Below are 16,444 nucleotides of genomic sequence, written 5' to 3'. Positions count from 1 at the left end.
GTGCTACTATTTAATTCGACAAGAATGGGGTGAAGCCCTTTCTATATCATTAAAATCTTTGTTATATCAAGGCTTATTTTTATGAAATTCGCTTATCTAAGTAATAATTTTAATTATAATAACATTTCTTATCTTCGATTATGAGTCCCTACCAAACATTCTATCCAGAACCATAGCAATAATTACTACTCCGAGACCTGCTTCAAAACCAAGTCCAATATCAACAACATTAAGAGATCTTAACACTGGTTTTCCCAGACCACCGGCTCCAATCATGGCTGCAATAACTACCATTGAAAGTGAGAGCATAATACACTGATTAATCCCCATCATTATTGATGGCATTGCCCCCGGTAGTTCAATTTTAAATAAAATCTGCCACCAGTTTGCCCCAAATGCATGACCGGCTTCTTCTAATTCTTCATCTACCTGTTTTATCCCGAGATAGGTTAATCTTATAGGAGGTGCAATTGCAAAAACTACAGTAGCAATTACTCCTGATACATTACCAAGACCAAAAAACATTAGAGCAGGAATTAAATAAACAAAAGGTGGAATTGTCTGCATAAAGTCCAGTATAGGGCGAGTTATTAAATCCACCCATTTATTATGAGCTTTAATTATTCCAACTGGAATTCCAATTACAAGAGCCACCAAGACAGAAGTAATTATTGAAGCCAAAGTAATAACCAGCGGATCCCACATTTCTATATTCAATACAAGACCCAATCCTAAAGCTACAAACACTGCCAGTCTTTTCCCTTTAAGCTTCCAGGCTGCTGCAGCAAAAATTGCAATTAAAACCAGTGGATGAGGAAAAGCAAGCACTACTTCCACTCCACCTACTATTGATTCAATTAATGATGAAAATGTATTTAAAGGACCACTAAAATTATTTATTAAAAAATTAACCAAATTTTCTACCCAGTTCCCCAGAGGAATTTTTGTTGTAAAGAGTTCAATAATACTGTTAATAATAATCACCATCCTTTATTAAATTTTTACTGGCGGCATCATATTATGACACCACCAGTTTTTTAGATTAGAATCATTTTTATTTAATTTAATTATTTACTATTTCAGCTATTGCTTTTCTGCCCATTCTTCCATCAGTACTCTTAACTCCAAATACCCACTGATTGACAATATCTAAATTATTGGCAATCCAGTCTTCAGCTACAGCTTCAGGATCTCGGTCTTTATTTTGATATTCGTCAATCCACTTATTTTGAATAGGTGCTGTTACGGTAAATTGTTTTAAGAACTTATAGAAATTCGGATTTTCATCCTGATATCCCTCTCGTGCTACAGTATAAACACTGTCACTTTCTCCCCAGATACCTTCGGGATCTTCGAGATATTTAATATCAAACATCAAATTCATATAATGAGGTTTCCAACCGTTAAAAGCAATCCACTCTTTACTGTTAACTGCTCTCTGAACTGCAGAAAGCATGCCAGCTGTAGAACTGGATTGTAAAGTCCAGTCTTTTAAACCATATTTATTATTTTTAATGGCATCCTGAATTACAATATTTCCGGCATTACCTGGTTCAAGACCATAAATCTTACTGTCAAATTTATCAGCATACTCTTTTAAATCTGCTAACGATTTAACTCCTGCTTCATAAACATATTCCGGTACAGCAGTTCTATAGACAACATCCTCTAGATTAACTCGAACATTATGAACTACACCTTTTTTCTGATATTCACTATAAGTTTTTTCCATTGTGGGCAGCCAGTTACCTAAAAACACATCAAGATCTTTATTTTCTAAACTCTTAAAGATAACTGTTTCTGGAGCTGCTGTCATTTTAGTATCATAACCTAAGTACTCAGCAACTTTTGCTGCGACATGGGTTTTTACTGTAACTCCAGGCCACTGAACATAACCAAAATCGATTGTATCCTCAGCTGCCTGAACCTGTGGTACTGCAGCAAATACTCCAAATCCTAGTAGAACGATTAGTAAAGTTGAAATTAATTTTGTCTTGTACATTTATATCCCTCCAGAGATATTATTTAATTAATTTAACTTAAAGAAAATTATATAATAAAAATTTACTTAATTAAATTTAAACATTTTCTGCAGCTAGATTTGCTACAACATGTGTTTTTACAATTATACCTTTTAACTTTTTATTTTCATCAAGGACCGGTAAAGGTGTATTTATATCAGCAATTTTTGAAAATAAGTCATTAACACTTTCCTCAGGTTGTGCTATTGGAACTTCTTTAATTATTTCCGTAAGATTTTCTTTATCTTTATTTAAAGACTCGACAACATCCTCTATCGTAACAATCCCTCTATATCTTCTATTTTTACCAAGCACAAAAATACTACCCAGTTCGTTATGTCTCATTTTATGGAGTGCAGTCCTTAAGCCATCCTGTTGATAGAGAACAGCTTCTGGCTTGTCCATAATATCTTCTGCTGTCAGAACTCGAGAACGATTAACATCCTGAACAAATTCTGCTACATAATCATTTTCAGCATTGGTTAAAATTTCTTCATGATTACCAACCTGAACAATTTCTCCATCCTTCATAATCGCAATTCTATCTCCCAATTTTAATGCTTCATCAAGATCATGAGTAATAAAAATAATGGTTTTATCTATATGTTCATATAAATCTAAAAGTTTATCCTGCATATCTTTTTTGATCAGCGGATCTAAAGCACTAAATGGCTCATCCATTAGTAAAATATCTGTATCAACAGCTAGAGCTCTTGCAAGCCCAACTCTTTGCTGCATTCCACCACTTAGCTGATCAGGTTTTTGATCTTCGTACCCTTCCAGACCGACCTGTTTAAGAGCAGTCATTGCTTTCTCTCTTCTTTTATCTTTATCCATTCCCTGTATTTCTAAACCGAATTCTGCATTTTCTAAAACAGTACGGTAGGGAAAAAGAGCAAAGTTTTGAAAAACCATACCAAACTTTTCTTTTCTAAATTCACGTAATTGATCTTTATTTAAATCCATAATATTTGTATTATCAATTTCTACACTACCGGCAGTAGGCTCCACCAGGCGGTTTAAGGTTCTCAATAGAGTCGATTTACCACTACCGGAAAGTCCCATAATCACAAATATTTCGCCTTCTTCTACTTCAAAACTGGCATTATTGATTCCAACAGTAGCCCCAGTTTTTTCTAAAATATCATCTTTGCTTTTACCCGATTTCAGCATTTCGATCTCTTTTTGACCTTTACCGTCAAATATTTTATAGAGATTTTCCGCTTTTATCTTCAATATTTTCACCTCTTTATTTGTTTTTGCCATAAATTTACTGGCATTAAAAAAGGTTTAGAAAGTGTTCTCAGGGAACAAATCCTAAACCATATAATTAAATTAATGTTAATTTATTATTATCAGCAAGCTAATAACTCTGATAATAAGGCGGGATAAATTCAACCCGCTTGCTCAACTCCTTAACAAGAATAACAAACTAACTCCAGTCTGTCAAACTGATATCTAAATTAAAAATTGTCATTAAATTTATACTTTATTTACTACTTAGTTTAATTTACTATTTACTTTTTACAGGCAGCCAGTCAATTACCGATTTAATTTTTTTATCCCAGTACCACCATTCATGGTCAGCTTTCTCTTCTTCATATTTTAATTTTATATTATTTTTACTGCAGAATTTTTTGAATTTTAGATTATCCTGATATAAAAAATCTTCAGTACCACAGCACTGATATAATTCGGGAATCTCAGCCTGTCTGCCTTTTAATCTTTTAAGAAGATAAAATAAATCGTGTTTTGAATTTTTAACTTTCTCTAAATCTCCAAAAATCCACTTGAATTCTTCGTAAAGTTCTCCTGCCTCAGTTTTACTGGTAACATGTTCGCCGATATTTAAAGCACCAGATAAACTGGCAGCAGCAGCAAATTTCTCTGGAAAATTCAAAGCCAGTTTAAAAGCACCATATCCCCCCATGGAGAGGCCTGCTATAAAAGTCTCTTCTCTTTTAGTTGTCAGCGGAAATATTTTTTCTAACTTTCTGGGAAGTTCCTGACTAACATAAGTAAAGTAATCTTGTCCCTGTGCCATATCGGTATAAAAGCTTCTGTGAACCGCAGGCATAATAACTGCCAGCCCGGCATTTTCTGCATAACGTTCAATAGAACTTCTGCGTATCCAGCTCGTATGATCATCTGAAAGCCCGTGTAATAAATACAATACAGGATATTCTGTCTTAAAATCTCTTCTCTCATCTTGCTCTGATTTAATAGATTTTTTTAGGATCTCAGGTAAAATTATATTAACCGAAGAAGCCATACCTAGACTATCGCTAAACAAGTTCATTTCTAAAAGTGCCATATAAATCCTCCTATTCAGACTATTTATTAATATAATTATTCTAAACTTTAAATAATCCTGCTTATAAATTTTTATATTTGATATGAATTATTTTTAATCCCGGCTGCAGCAGAAAAAAATTTATACTATCACTTAAAATTTGACTTTAGCTTCAGACTGGGTTATACTAAGAAAGCTGACTAAAAAATTAGTGTTTTACAACTTAATAGATAATATAGCAACTAAGCCCTGACTATATGTTTGTAGTCGGGGTTTTTTAGTATCTACCTATAAGAATAAATTTATCAACCGGATGCAGTATTATTTGTTAAGAAAATGGCATAGTTGGTAGGTTTAGTATAAGAATATAATTAAAAAAGGAAGTGGAAGTAAATTTGCAAAAGATTAAATTTAATGAATTGAATGTATCAGACGAGATTTTAAAAGCAGTTGAAGAAATGGGTTTTGAAGAAACAACTCCTATTCAGACAAATGCTATTCCAGCTGTTCTTGATGGTAAAGATATTGTAGGACAGGCTCAGACAGGGACTGGTAAAACAGCTGCCTTTGGTATTCCCCTCCTGGAGGAAATGGATGCTGAAAATAAAAATCCTCAGGCAATTATTCTCTGTCCAACAAGAGAACTGGCTATACAGGTATCGGAAGAATTAAAAAGACTGGCAAAATACAAAAACAGAATTTATACTCTCCCTGTTTATGGTGGGCAGTCCATTGGCCGTCAGATTAAAGCCTTAAATAAGGGGGTTCAGATTGTAATTGGTACACCTGGAAGAGTAATGGATCACATTCGTCGGGGAACTTTAAAACTTGATAACATAGATTATTTTGTCCTTGATGAGGCTGATGTAATGCTTGATATGGGCTTTATTGATGATATTGAGACTATATTAAGGGATATTCCCGAAGAGAGACAGACTCTCTTCTTTTCTGCAACTATTCCAAAATCTATAAAGAGATTAAGTAAAAAATATCAAAAAAAATCGGAATTTTTAAGAGTTGCTCACGAAAAATTAACTGTGCCTTCTATTGACCAGTATTATTATGAAATAAGAAGACATGATAAACTAAAAGCTTTAACCAGAATTCTCGATTTAAGCAATCCTGAGCTGGCCATTGTCTTCTGTAATACCAGAAAAATGGTGGATGAATTAAACATTAAACTACAGGCCCGTGGATATCTTGCAGATGCTATTCATGGTGGCTTAAATCAAAATCAGCGTGATCGAGTAATGGGTAAATTTAGAAATGGAATTATTGAAATACTGGTAGCTACTGATGTCGCAGCCCGGGGAATCGATGTAGATGATGTGGAAGCAGTATTTAATTATGATCTACCACAGGATACTGATTATTATGTCCACAGAATTGGTCGTACAGGTAGAGCCGGTAAAAGTGGTGAAGCTCACAACTTTGTAGTTGGAAAAGATATTTATAAACTAAGAGATATTCAAAAATTCACCCAATCAAAAATTAAAAGATCTGAAATTCCTTCTCAATCTGATATTGAAGCAGCTCAATTTGAGCAATTTAGTGATGAATTGGGTACTTATATGGATTCAACTGATTTAGGGAAATATATTGAATTAATTGAAGACTTAATTGACGAGCAGTATTCTGCTCTAGAAATTGCTGCTGCCCTGATGAAAAAATCGATGGAAAGAGAAGACGAAGAAGACCAGAATGAAAATTCAGGTCAGAGCTTTGGTGATACAGGAGCGGAACCGGGGATGGTTAGATTGTTTATTAATATTGGTAAAAAAGATAAAGTATCACCCCGCCATATTGTAGGTGCTATCGCTGGAGAAACAGGAATGCCAGGTGGTCTAATTGGAGCAATTGATATTTATGACAATTTTACCTTTGTTGAAGTTCCCAGAGAAAAAGGACATGAAGTATTACAAATTATGAAAGACAATTATATCAAGGGAACAAAAATCAATATTGAGGCTGCAAGATCTAAATAATTATAAAAATAATTTAATTACCATTTACTATTTAAAGAGATACTTTGATTGTGCAATCAAAGTATCTCTTTTTTTTACTATAAAGTAAATTTTCAAACAGCTTTAAATCTCCATATTTTAGAAGTGAAATCCGATTTTAAAAATGGAATTTTAAGACCATAATTCATTAATTCATCGCCACCATACACCTTACCACTATCTAAATCTTTATAATCCTGATCAGCATTTAATCCTTTCAATTTTATAAACTGTTCTTTTGGGTTCGGAGCAGCAAGCACCTGATAAAATCCAGCTAAAACCTCTTTTTTCTCCTGCCCAACATAAGACCAGGCAGTAAAATTACCCTCAAAAGGACTTTTCAAACGATAAAAATCACCGAACTGGACCAGCCGTCTGATATCTTTATAATGATTGACCTGTTTTTTTACTGCTTCCATTTCCTCTTTGTTTAATTTTGTAATATCAAGCTCATAGCCTAAGTTCCCAAAACTTGCTACATCATATCGCATCTTAAGTGAGGTGCTGCGTTCCACCTGATGGTTGGGTACTGCAGAAACATGAGCTCCCATTGCTGATGCTGGATAAACGATTGAAGTCCCATACTGGATCTTTAATCTTTCTACTGCATCTGTATCATCACTGGTCCAGGTTTGAGGCATATAATAGAGCATTCCCGGGTCAAAACGACCTCCACCACCGGCACAGCTTTCAAATAAAATTTCAGGGAATTCAGCTCTAAGCTCCTCTAAAACTCTGTATAAACCCAGAATATAGCGGTGATTTAACTCGCGTTGACGCTCAGCAGCAAGCTCTAAGGATCCATATTCGGTCATTGGTCTATTCATATCCCATTTAACATAGCTGATATTTGCTTTATTTAAAACGGCAGATACTCTTTTTATTATATAGTTCTGAACATCTTGTCTACTTAAATCCAGGATTAACTGCTGTCTCGAAAGTGAGGATTCTCTATTTTCAACCTGAATTGCCCATTCAGGATGTTCACGATACAAATCACTGTCAGGAGAAATCATTTCCGGTTCAAACCAGAGACCAAAATCCATTCCTAATTTATTGATTTCAGCTGCCAAATATTTGAGACCACCGGATAGCTTTTCTTTGTTTACATACCAGTCTCCCAGAGAAGAAGTATCATCATTACGCTTACCAAACCAGCCATCATCAAGCACAAAAAGTTCAATATCAACTTCTGCAGCAGCTGCTGCCATTTCTAGGATTTTAGCAGCATCAAAATCAAAATAGGTCCCCTCCCAGTTATTGATTAATACAGGCCTTTCTTTATCTCTGTGTTTACCTCTGGCCAGGCGACTCCTAAAAAGCTGATGATAATTCTGTGACATTTTATTTAAACCCTGATCGGAATAATTCATTACAACCTCAGGAGTCTGGAAACTCTGACCACTTTCCAGCAGCCAATTAAAATTAAAGGGATTTATCCCCATATTAAATCTTGTTTTTCCATAATGGTTTCTTTCAGCCTGAGCAATAAAGTTGGCAGAATATACAAGACTAAATCCATAAACCTGACCCTGGTATTCATCAGCAGCTGGTTCTACTAAAGCAGCAAAAGGATTTTGCTGGTGGCTGCTGCCTCCTCTTTTACTGTCAACTCTGGTTATCCCCTGTTCTAGTGGACGGCGGATAATATCTCTTTCTCTGCCCCAGGCACCGGATAGCTGTAATAACTCAAAATCTTTATTCTCAAAATCAATACTCATCGAGAGAGCTCTTTTGAGATTAATTTTTTGCTTACCTTTATTTATAAAGCGAGCTGAACGAGTAATAACTGGATAATCCCTAAAAATTGTATAAGTTAAAATAACTTCTAAATCCAAAACTTGATCATAAAGAGTTATTTCCAGGCTCTCTGCTTCTGCATCATTTTCTACATAAGTTGCAGGTAAACCGGTTAATTTTTTCTTCCCTGCATAAATCCGATGATCTTTATATTTTAAATCAGCAATAATTGATCCAGATTCGGATTCAATTTGATAAGCAGGCTCTCTAAAATCTGACTGACCAAAAGAAGGATATTCCCGTGCAATATTTTCCAGAATAAAACCGGTATCCTCTTTAACTGCATAAGCCTCATAGGGACGATGTTGAGAGATACTATATCTTTCCAGTCTTTCTGCTTTTTTTATTTTTTTACCCCAGTAAAGATGGCCCAGCTGACCATTTTTTAATATTTTTATTACATAACTGATTTCTTTATTCTGTAAATGAAAAATATTTTTATCTTTAAAAAAATCAATCATCACATATTACCTCCTGTTTGATTAAATCTGCTTGATTAAATTAGTATAGTTCATTGTAACAATCACTGATATTTTTTTAGCTGTAAGATTCTGCAATAAAGTTCTTCTGCTGTCTCAGCCATCTGATCAATAGAATAGCTTTCGGCCATTTCTCTTGCATTTTGAGCTGTTTTTTCAAAATCATCATTACTATTTAATATATCTATAATTCGACTGCTCCACTGATCTGTGTCTTCCTCCGTTTTATAGCCATTATAATCATTTTTAATAACATCATCTATTCCACTCGATTTAACAGCAACTACAGGATTATAACCGGCCATTGCTTCTAGTAAAACCATACCCTGAGTTTCCGTAGTCGAAGCAAAAACAAATAAATCTGCAGCCAAATAATATTTAGCCATTTCTCTAAAGTCAACAGCTCCAATAAGCTCAATCTCATTTTCCAGCTGATTCTCCTCAATAAAACTTTCTATATTATCTTTTTCTGAACCACTGCCAATAATAATTAATTTAAAATTAAGATTACTTTTTTCTTTTAAGGTTTTAATACCATTTAAAAGAAAATATAGATTCTTTTCTTTAGATAGTCTGGAAACTGAAATTAAAAGCTGCTCCGCGTCACCAATTAATTTTTTTCTCAATTTATTAATCACTTCATCCGGGCAATTATAATGATCAAAATCTATTCCAGTTGGCATCACTTTAATAAATCTGCTAACCCCAACATTACGCAGATATTCCTTAGTTGATTCTGTTGGAGCAAAAACAGCATCTGTATTATTGGCAAAATTTCTGATCAGAAAATGCGAAAGTCTGTTTTTAAAAAACTTACGCATGAATAAAATATTTGGTACATAATGTGAGTATTTTTCCAGTCGAGTGTGATAGGTAAAGGCAAGCGGAAGATTAAATTTTTCGGCAAGTTTGCGCCCTTTATTTCCCAACCAGAAGGGATGATGAGCGTGAACAAGATCAAAATTTCCCGCTTTAAAATCTTTTTTTATCTGCGGTGAATAAATATTGGTTACTGGAAAAGCCAGCCCAGATTCTTCATAATAATAAATAGAATTACAGCGAATTATATCGGTTTCATCCTCAGTCTGTTCCTTATACTCTGGAGCAAAAATTTTAACCTGATGGCCTCTATTTCTCAGAGCTTTTGCCAGTCTCTGTATTGAAATTGGAACACCGCCAATGACCGGAAAATAATTATTGGTAAACATCGCAATTTTCAGTTTCTGTTCCTTAATTTTTTTATTAGAATAGGCAAAATCACGATAATAATCTACCTCTTTATTAATCTCCCGATGCAGAATATAAAAAACAGTCAAAGCAATAAATAATACAATTAAAATATTAATATAATTAGCATAAAAAAACGACTGCAGTGCAACCCAGATATTCACAAGCAGTTTCGAAAAAGTACTGGGGTTATTTTCGAGTCGCTCAACACTTACTTCCACTCCTGAATCTGATACATTTACTAAAAGGTAGTGATAAAAACTATTATCATTATCAAAAATTAACTCACCACCAGCACCACCACTAATATAATAATCAACCCCCTTAATTTCTTCCTGATGATATATTTCAATATTAGAGGAAAAAACGGAGTCCACATTATAACGACTAAATAAATCCTGATAAAAATTCCTTAAATCTTCTGATTCAATATATTTAAAGTCATCATCATCTTTAAGAATTTCATTATCAATTTTAACCGGAGTTTTATTCATTATAACAAACTTTTTATCATAACTTACTGCTCGCTCAAGTTGACTCTGCAGCCACTGCTGCTGCCAGCTTAAATTTGTATTTTCCGTTGTATCTAAAAAGATAAAATAAGAATTATCAATTTGAAAAGAAAAATAAAAGGGACCAAAATACTTATAAAAGTTTTCATTCCCATCATCTCTCATTTCCCTGCTCCCAATTGCAGTTAAAAAAGGAATATTTGTTTTTCCCAGAGTACGATAAAAAACTCTATATTTTGTTTCATCTCCATCACGCAAATTATTTCCAGTTGACAGTATAAAATCCACATTGTCTTTCTTTATTTTTTCTAAAATTCGATTATCAAAAATAGAAATAGAATTTTCTATATTACCAACTACAGCAAAAGAATAATTTTTTTGATCAACATTATCTTTAATTAAATCCATATTCTTAACATTTACAGCATTAAAATCCTGAATTGTATAAGGGACATAGATTTTATAAGAAAATAAAATTAAGATAATTATTATCAAAATAAATATATAGACTTTACTCTTCTTCAACTTCTATCCCCCCTCTAATAATTAAATGAAAAAAAACAAAAACTCCAATTAAAATACCAACATATTTGCTAAAAAATCTCCAATAAAATAATAGAGGAAAGAGATCACTCTGATTAACGAATTTGGAAAACAGAAGTGAATAACCCCCTTCTGCAATTCCTGCTGCCCCTGGAGTAGGAGCAAAGTACATAATAAAAACAACCAATACCTGGAGAGTTAAAATTCTAAAAAAATGAATTTCATATCCAAGACCCTTCAAAATAAGATAAGAAAAAGAAAACTCTGCCAGCAGAAAAATAACTGTAAATAAAAAAGACAGAAAAACATATATTTTCTTCCCCTGAATAAAAAATGCCAGATCTTCAGAAAAGAGTTCCAGATTTTTAAAAATATATCTGGTAATTTTTCTAAAACGCTTTTTGGTCAGCAGATGTTTAGACTTTAAAAAATAAAAAAACTTATAAATTATTTTCATAATCGTTCTTAGTTTGAAAATCAAAAGATAAAAAACCAGAATGTATAAAGCCAGAAATAATCCCAGATAAACAAAGATATAATCTCCTGGAAGTAAATTGAGCATTGAGCGATTACGAAACACAATCAGTGGCACACTTAAAAATAACATTGTCGCTGACAATAAAGTTCTGATTAAAACAGCTGCTGAAGATTTACCTAGAGGAATTCCTTTCTTTTGCAGAAAATAAACCTGAGCAAAACCTCCTCCGGTTGCAAGTGGGGTAATATTCGAAATAAAGATATTTATAAAAACTAATTTATAAACATTCCAGAATGAAATGCCGGCATTCAAAGTTTTTAAGACAAAATATAGTCTTAAACCATCAAAAATAAAATAGAAAAATAACAGAGTAAATAAGGAAATTAAAATCTTGGTTGAAAAAGAAAATAAGACATCTAAATTACTCCCCTGAGAATATATTTTATTAACATAATACAGCGAAACTGCTGAAATTAGTAAAAAGAGAGCAAAATATAGAAGAGAATTTTTGATATTAAAATATTTATCTACAAAATTCTTTTTATCTGACATTTGATTTCTCCCTTCTATTAATTAATAATCTAACTAAATCATAATAATTCAAATATAAATACCTAATATAATTTCTCTAAAACAATTATATTATAAGAAAAGCTGAAAGTAAAAAAAGATATCTGACAAATTTCGTTAAATTTTTTAAGAAAAAATCCGACAGAAATAATCTGTCGGAATCTAAAATGTAAATTAATTTAATTTTTTACAGGAGCTTCTTTCTATAATCTTAGCCGGTACAATTGTATGCTGATACTTGTCAATCTGACCATTAATAACTCCGATTAATAACTCAGTTGCTTTATTACCGAGTAAATAAATATTAATATCTACTGTTGTTAAAGGTGGAGAGACAATTTTTGACATTGGATTATTATTAAAACCAACTATTGATATATCTTCTGGTATACTCATCTGTAGATCATTCATAGCCTGCATAATTGTATAAGCCATGGTATCGCTCATCCCATAAAAAGCTGTGATTTCTGGATATTCTTTGATCATTTTTTGAGAAAGCATATAAATACTCTGATAATCAATTTTTTCGGACTGAACAATTAATTCATCCTTAATTTTTAAATTGTTTTTACGCAAAGAGTTTTTATATCCCTGAAGACGGTCCTCATTCATTATATAATTTTCGTCGCCAACGATCATGGCAATATTTCGATGACCATTTGCAATTAAATAATCCACAACTCTTTCACTGGCAGCTATATTATCATTATTAACCCAGTAATATTTATCCTGTTCTTCCGGGCGACCAACAATTACAAAAGGAAAATTTATTTTAGTTAGCTCATCAATTAAACCATCCTCTTTCTTGGCACGCAGAAGTAAAACTCCATCAATCTGTTTGCCCCTAACAGCATTTAGAACAGTCTTTTTTTCTTCATCTTCTCCATTGCTGGTTAGTAACAGTAAATTAAACCCCTTTGAATGTGCCAGAACACCTATTCCGCGTAAAATTTCTGAATAAAAAGGGTCAGCAAAAGCTTCTTCTGTTGAATAAGGGATCACAAGTCCCAGATTATGTGATCGCTGTTTGACCAGATTACGGGCATTTATATTGGGATGATAGCCTATTTCATCCATAATTTTTCTAACCTTAAATTTAGTTTCTTCACTAATCCGAGAACTGTCATTAATGACTCGAGATACTGTGGATGGCGCTACACCAGCTCTTTTTGCCACATCTTTTAAAGTAGGCATATTTGATCAATCCTTATAATTTAGTTAAGATAGATAATAAATCTCTGTCAATATTATATAACAATTTTACTCAGATTTAAATATAATATGGCAATTATTCTAATTTAAGCTCATCAATGGTTTTTAAACTTAAAATTAACCTTTTACACCACCCAGAGTCAGACCACCAACTAAAAATCTGGATAACAGTAAGAAAACTGCCATAACAGGTAGCATAATTAGTACAGAAGCAGCTGCAAATTCTGCCCAGGCAGTGTTAAACTGACCGGCCAGATTGGTTAACCCTACTGGCAGAGTATATAAACTATTGTCTGTCATTACCACTCGGGCCACCATATATTCATTCCAGGCTGTCATAAAAGAAAATAAGGCTGTAATTACCAGTGCCGGTTTTGCCAGGGGCAAAATTATCTTATAAAATGCCTGGAACTGATTTAAGCCATCAACCAGTGCTGCTTCTTCAAGACTTTCCGGAATTGTATCATAATATCCCTTCATCTGCCAGACACATAAAGGTAGAGCTGTCGAAGAATACATGATAATTAAACCTATGTGAGCTTTAGCCATTCCCAAAAATGGAACTACAACTGTTTGATCAGTTAAACCAAACTGGGCCAGCAGAATGTACATCGGCAGCAAAAGCATTGTAGCAGGAAACATCTGAGTGAGCAGAAAAAATGTTAGACCGGATTTGCGCCCCGGAAATCTCTTGCGAGAAAAAACATAGCCAGCTGTTGATGCTAAAGAAACTCCTATAACCACTGTAAAGAAAGTCACCAGCAGTGAGTTTCTCAACCAGATTAAAAAACCTTTATCAAAAATCAAAGTTTTATAGGCATCAAAGGTTGCATCATCAGGAATAATAGCCAGGCTTGTAGAATGTAGTGAATCTCCCGGTCTTAAGGAAGTACCAAAAACTCTTAAGGCCGGATAAACTGCGATTACCACAGAAATAAGTAATATTATATGGAATACTATTCGCTTCCATTTGCTATCTTTTTTTACTGACATTTAATTACCTCCCTTTAGTCTTCATTTATATAGTCAATAAAACTAATTGCCCAGACTAATAAAATAACAAAAATAATTAATGAAAATGCTGCTGCATATCCATATCGATAAAACTCAAAAGCAGAACGATAAACATGGGTAACCAGAATATCTATTTTATTTGTTAAGGTGTTTTGAGTTAAAAGATAAATAACTCTTAAATTATTAAAAGTCCAGACAACTCCCAAAATTACAGCAGGTAACATAACTGGTTTTAATAGAGGTAGAGTGATATGTTTAATCTGCTGCCAGTTACTGGCTCCATCAATTTCTGCTGCCTCATAAAAATTAGGATCAATACTCTGCAGACCACCAAGAGCAATCATCATCATAAATGGAATTCCAAGCCAGATATTAACAATTAAGGCTGCCGAAAAACCTGTACTTGCCTGACTTAGCCAGGCCACCCCCGGTACACCAATTTTCCTTAAAAGTAAATTTACTGCTCCATAACGAAAATTAAACATACCCTTCCAGATTAAAACTACTATATACTGAGGAATAGCCCAGGGAATTACTAATAAAGTTCTATAAATTGATTTAAACATTAAATCACGATCAAGTATAATGGCATAAAATATTCCAAAACCTACATGAGCTACAACATTAATAACTGTCCAGGCAACAGTTCTCAGTAAAATAATCCAGAATGAACTTTCAGTTATAATCTGAATAAAATTGTCAATCCCAATATAGCTAAGCTGATCACTTTGAATAAACTGTCTCATGTTATACATATTGAGATTAGAAAAAGCAAGCCTAAAGTTATAAAAAAATGGGTAAATCACAACAAATAAAACCACTATAAAAGCCGGCAGCAACATCATATAAGAAAATTTGTGTTCTCTCCAGAAATCTTTGATAGAAAAATTTGATAAGGCTGATGTAAACCTTAAGTTTTCATCAGATTGGCTCATTTAATTACCTCCCTTTTTCATAAAGAAAAAGAGGGGATTAGTCCCCCCTTTTTAGTTGTAAAATGACTTTTTTACTGCATGCTCTTAATATTTTCTTCTGCTTCTTTCTGCATTTGTTCAGCAGCTGCTTCTGGAGATAAATCTCCACTCATAACACTCTGCAGAGCTGGTCTTACAGCATCCCAGATACCTCTCATCTCCGGTACTACTGGCATCGCCTTTCCTTTTCTTAACTGTTCTGCAGAACCTTTCATAATTGGATCATTCTGAATCTGTGGTAATCCATAAGCATGATCATTACTTGGTAGGAAATTATTATCAACATAAAGCTCCTGAGCTGCAGTACTTGTCATAAAATCAATAAACTTAATTGCAGCAATCTGTTTTTGTTCAGGTAGATCTGACAGCATAATAAAGCCTTTACCACTGGTCATCGGCTGGCCATATTTACCTGTTTTATCGAATTTAGGTATTGGTGCTACACCTAAATCAATATTATCGGCATTTTTATAACCCTCAATTGACCAGTCTCCATTAATAATAAAGGCAACATCGCCTTTTTTAAAGAGACTATCCATCAGATCATAATCAGATTCTTTAGGTACAATTTCATATTCAAACTTCAGGTCGTGAACAAACTGCAGAGAATCTACAGTAGCTTCTGTATTTAATGTTGGCTTATAATCTTCGTCAAAAACCCAGCCGCCAAAGCCACCGTGGAAAGCAGCCCACCAGAAGGGCTCATTTAAATTATATGCTAAGCCATATTTATCAACTAGACCATCACCATCTTCATCAACTGTATTTGCTTTTGCAACTTTAATTAACTCAGACCAGGTTTCTGGGGCTTGATCTACAATCTTTTTATTATACATTAACATTAAATGATTTCCCATAGTTACAGGAACACCATAAGTTTTACCATGTAAACTCATACCTGGCAGAGCAGCATCAATATACTTATCTTTCATATCCTGACTCATCAGTTTATCTAATGGCTGAGCAAGTCCCATAATTGAAAATGGACCAATATGATCAAAAGGGCTTAATACAAGATCTGGTCCCTGTCCACCCATATAAGCAGTTTGGGTGTTCTGTCTGAGATCCTCAACACTACCTGCATGAGTTCTCTCTACAGTAACATTTGGATATTTGTTTTCAAATTTTTTGATTAAGGGATCTAAAATTTCATTATCAATTCTTTCTTCATCGGCTTCCCATAATTTTAGTGTTACCTGATCAGTAATTTCCTTTTTATCTAGATTCTGCTGAGCAGCAACACCTCCAGAAAAAATAAGTGCTAAAGCTAAAACTAAAATTGAAACTTTGATAATTGACTTTCTCATTAATAATTCCT

12 protein-coding genes are annotated in these 16,444 nt (G+C 33.5%); 1 reads left to right on the top strand and 11 read right to left on the bottom strand.

What is annotated here, in order from left to right; all coding sequences use genetic code 11:
* Nucleotides 1–138 precede the first annotated feature (138 nt).
* The 4 genes from DFR80_RS06105 to DFR80_RS06090 all read right to left on the bottom strand — a co-directional run bounded on the left by DFR80_RS06105 (nucleotide 139) and on the right by DFR80_RS06090 (nucleotide 4,335).
* Nucleotides 139–987 (bottom strand): proline/glycine betaine ABC transporter permease, encoded by an 849-nt coding sequence (locus DFR80_RS06105; protein ID WP_076543376.1) that lies wholly within the window; start codon nucleotides 985–987, stop codon nucleotides 139–141.
* Between the two features lie 76 nt (nucleotides 988–1,063).
* Nucleotides 1,064–2,002, bottom strand: coding sequence for an ABC transporter substrate-binding protein (locus DFR80_RS06100; protein ID WP_076543375.1), 939 nt, complete (start codon nucleotides 2,000–2,002; stop codon nucleotides 1,064–1,066).
* A gap of 76 nt (nucleotides 2,003–2,078) precedes the next feature.
* Nucleotides 2,079–3,260 (bottom strand): glycine betaine/L-proline ABC transporter ATP-binding protein, encoded by a 1,182-nt coding sequence (locus DFR80_RS06095; RefSeq protein ID WP_199505788.1) that lies wholly within the window; start codon nucleotides 3,258–3,260, stop codon nucleotides 2,079–2,081.
* A gap of 274 nt (nucleotides 3,261–3,534) precedes the next feature.
* Nucleotides 3,535–4,335, bottom strand: a complete 801-nt coding sequence (locus DFR80_RS06090) for an alpha/beta hydrolase family protein (RefSeq protein WP_076543373.1) — start codon at nucleotides 4,333–4,335, stop codon at nucleotides 3,535–3,537.
* A 374-nt stretch (nucleotides 4,336–4,709) separates the two neighbouring features.
* Between DFR80_RS06090 and DFR80_RS06085 the strand changes: the two genes are divergently transcribed.
* Nucleotides 4,710–6,299: a DEAD/DEAH box helicase gene (locus tag DFR80_RS06085; RefSeq protein ID WP_076543372.1), complete on the top strand. Its 1,590-nt coding sequence runs from the start codon at nucleotides 4,710–4,712 to the stop codon at nucleotides 6,297–6,299.
* 92 nt (nucleotides 6,300–6,391) lie between these two features.
* Here the strand turns inward: DFR80_RS06085 and DFR80_RS06080 are convergent, their stop codons facing one another.
* The 7 genes from DFR80_RS06080 to DFR80_RS06050 all read right to left on the bottom strand — a co-directional run bounded on the left by DFR80_RS06080 (nucleotide 6,392) and on the right by DFR80_RS06050 (nucleotide 16,433).
* The gene (locus DFR80_RS06080; RefSeq protein WP_076543371.1) at nucleotides 6,392–8,578 is read right to left on the bottom strand and encodes an alpha-galactosidase; all 2,187 of its coding nucleotides are present in this window, start codon (nucleotides 8,576–8,578) and stop codon (nucleotides 6,392–6,394) included.
* A 62-nt stretch (nucleotides 8,579–8,640) separates the two neighbouring features.
* Entirely contained in the window at nucleotides 8,641–10,860 is a 2,220-nt protein-coding gene (locus DFR80_RS06075) for a glycosyltransferase (RefSeq protein WP_076543370.1), read from the bottom strand.
* Nucleotides 10,847–11,908, bottom strand: a complete 1,062-nt coding sequence (locus DFR80_RS06070) for a lysylphosphatidylglycerol synthase transmembrane domain-containing protein (RefSeq protein ID WP_076543369.1) — start codon at nucleotides 11,906–11,908, stop codon at nucleotides 10,847–10,849. The genes DFR80_RS06075 and DFR80_RS06070 overlap by 14 nt, the downstream gene beginning before the upstream one ends.
* Before the next feature lie 192 nt (nucleotides 11,909–12,100).
* Nucleotides 12,101–13,120 (bottom strand): LacI family DNA-binding transcriptional regulator, encoded by a 1,020-nt coding sequence (locus tag DFR80_RS06065; protein ID WP_076543368.1) that lies wholly within the window; start codon nucleotides 13,118–13,120, stop codon nucleotides 12,101–12,103.
* Nucleotides 13,121–13,255: 135 nt separating this feature from the next.
* Nucleotides 13,256–14,131, bottom strand: a complete 876-nt coding sequence (locus DFR80_RS06060) for a sugar ABC transporter permease (protein WP_076543367.1) — start codon at nucleotides 14,129–14,131, stop codon at nucleotides 13,256–13,258.
* A gap of 14 nt (nucleotides 14,132–14,145) precedes the next feature.
* Complete coding sequence (locus DFR80_RS06055) at nucleotides 14,146–15,087, bottom strand: carbohydrate ABC transporter permease (protein ID WP_076543366.1); 942 nt, start codon at nucleotides 15,085–15,087, stop codon at nucleotides 14,146–14,148.
* A 71-nt stretch (nucleotides 15,088–15,158) separates the two neighbouring features.
* Complete coding sequence (locus tag DFR80_RS06050; protein ID WP_076543365.1) at nucleotides 15,159–16,433, bottom strand: extracellular solute-binding protein; 1,275 nt, start codon at nucleotides 16,431–16,433, stop codon at nucleotides 15,159–15,161.
* Nucleotides 16,434–16,444 lie beyond the last annotated feature (11 nt).

Source organism: Halanaerobium sp. ST460_2HS_T2, from assembly GCF_003337665.1.
GTDB classification, from domain to species: domain Bacteria; phylum Bacillota; class Halanaerobiia; order Halanaerobiales; family Halanaerobiaceae; genus Halanaerobium; species Halanaerobium kushneri.
Note: the sequence above shows the minus strand (reverse complement) of the source record. Positions and strands in the feature narration are given on the sequence as shown.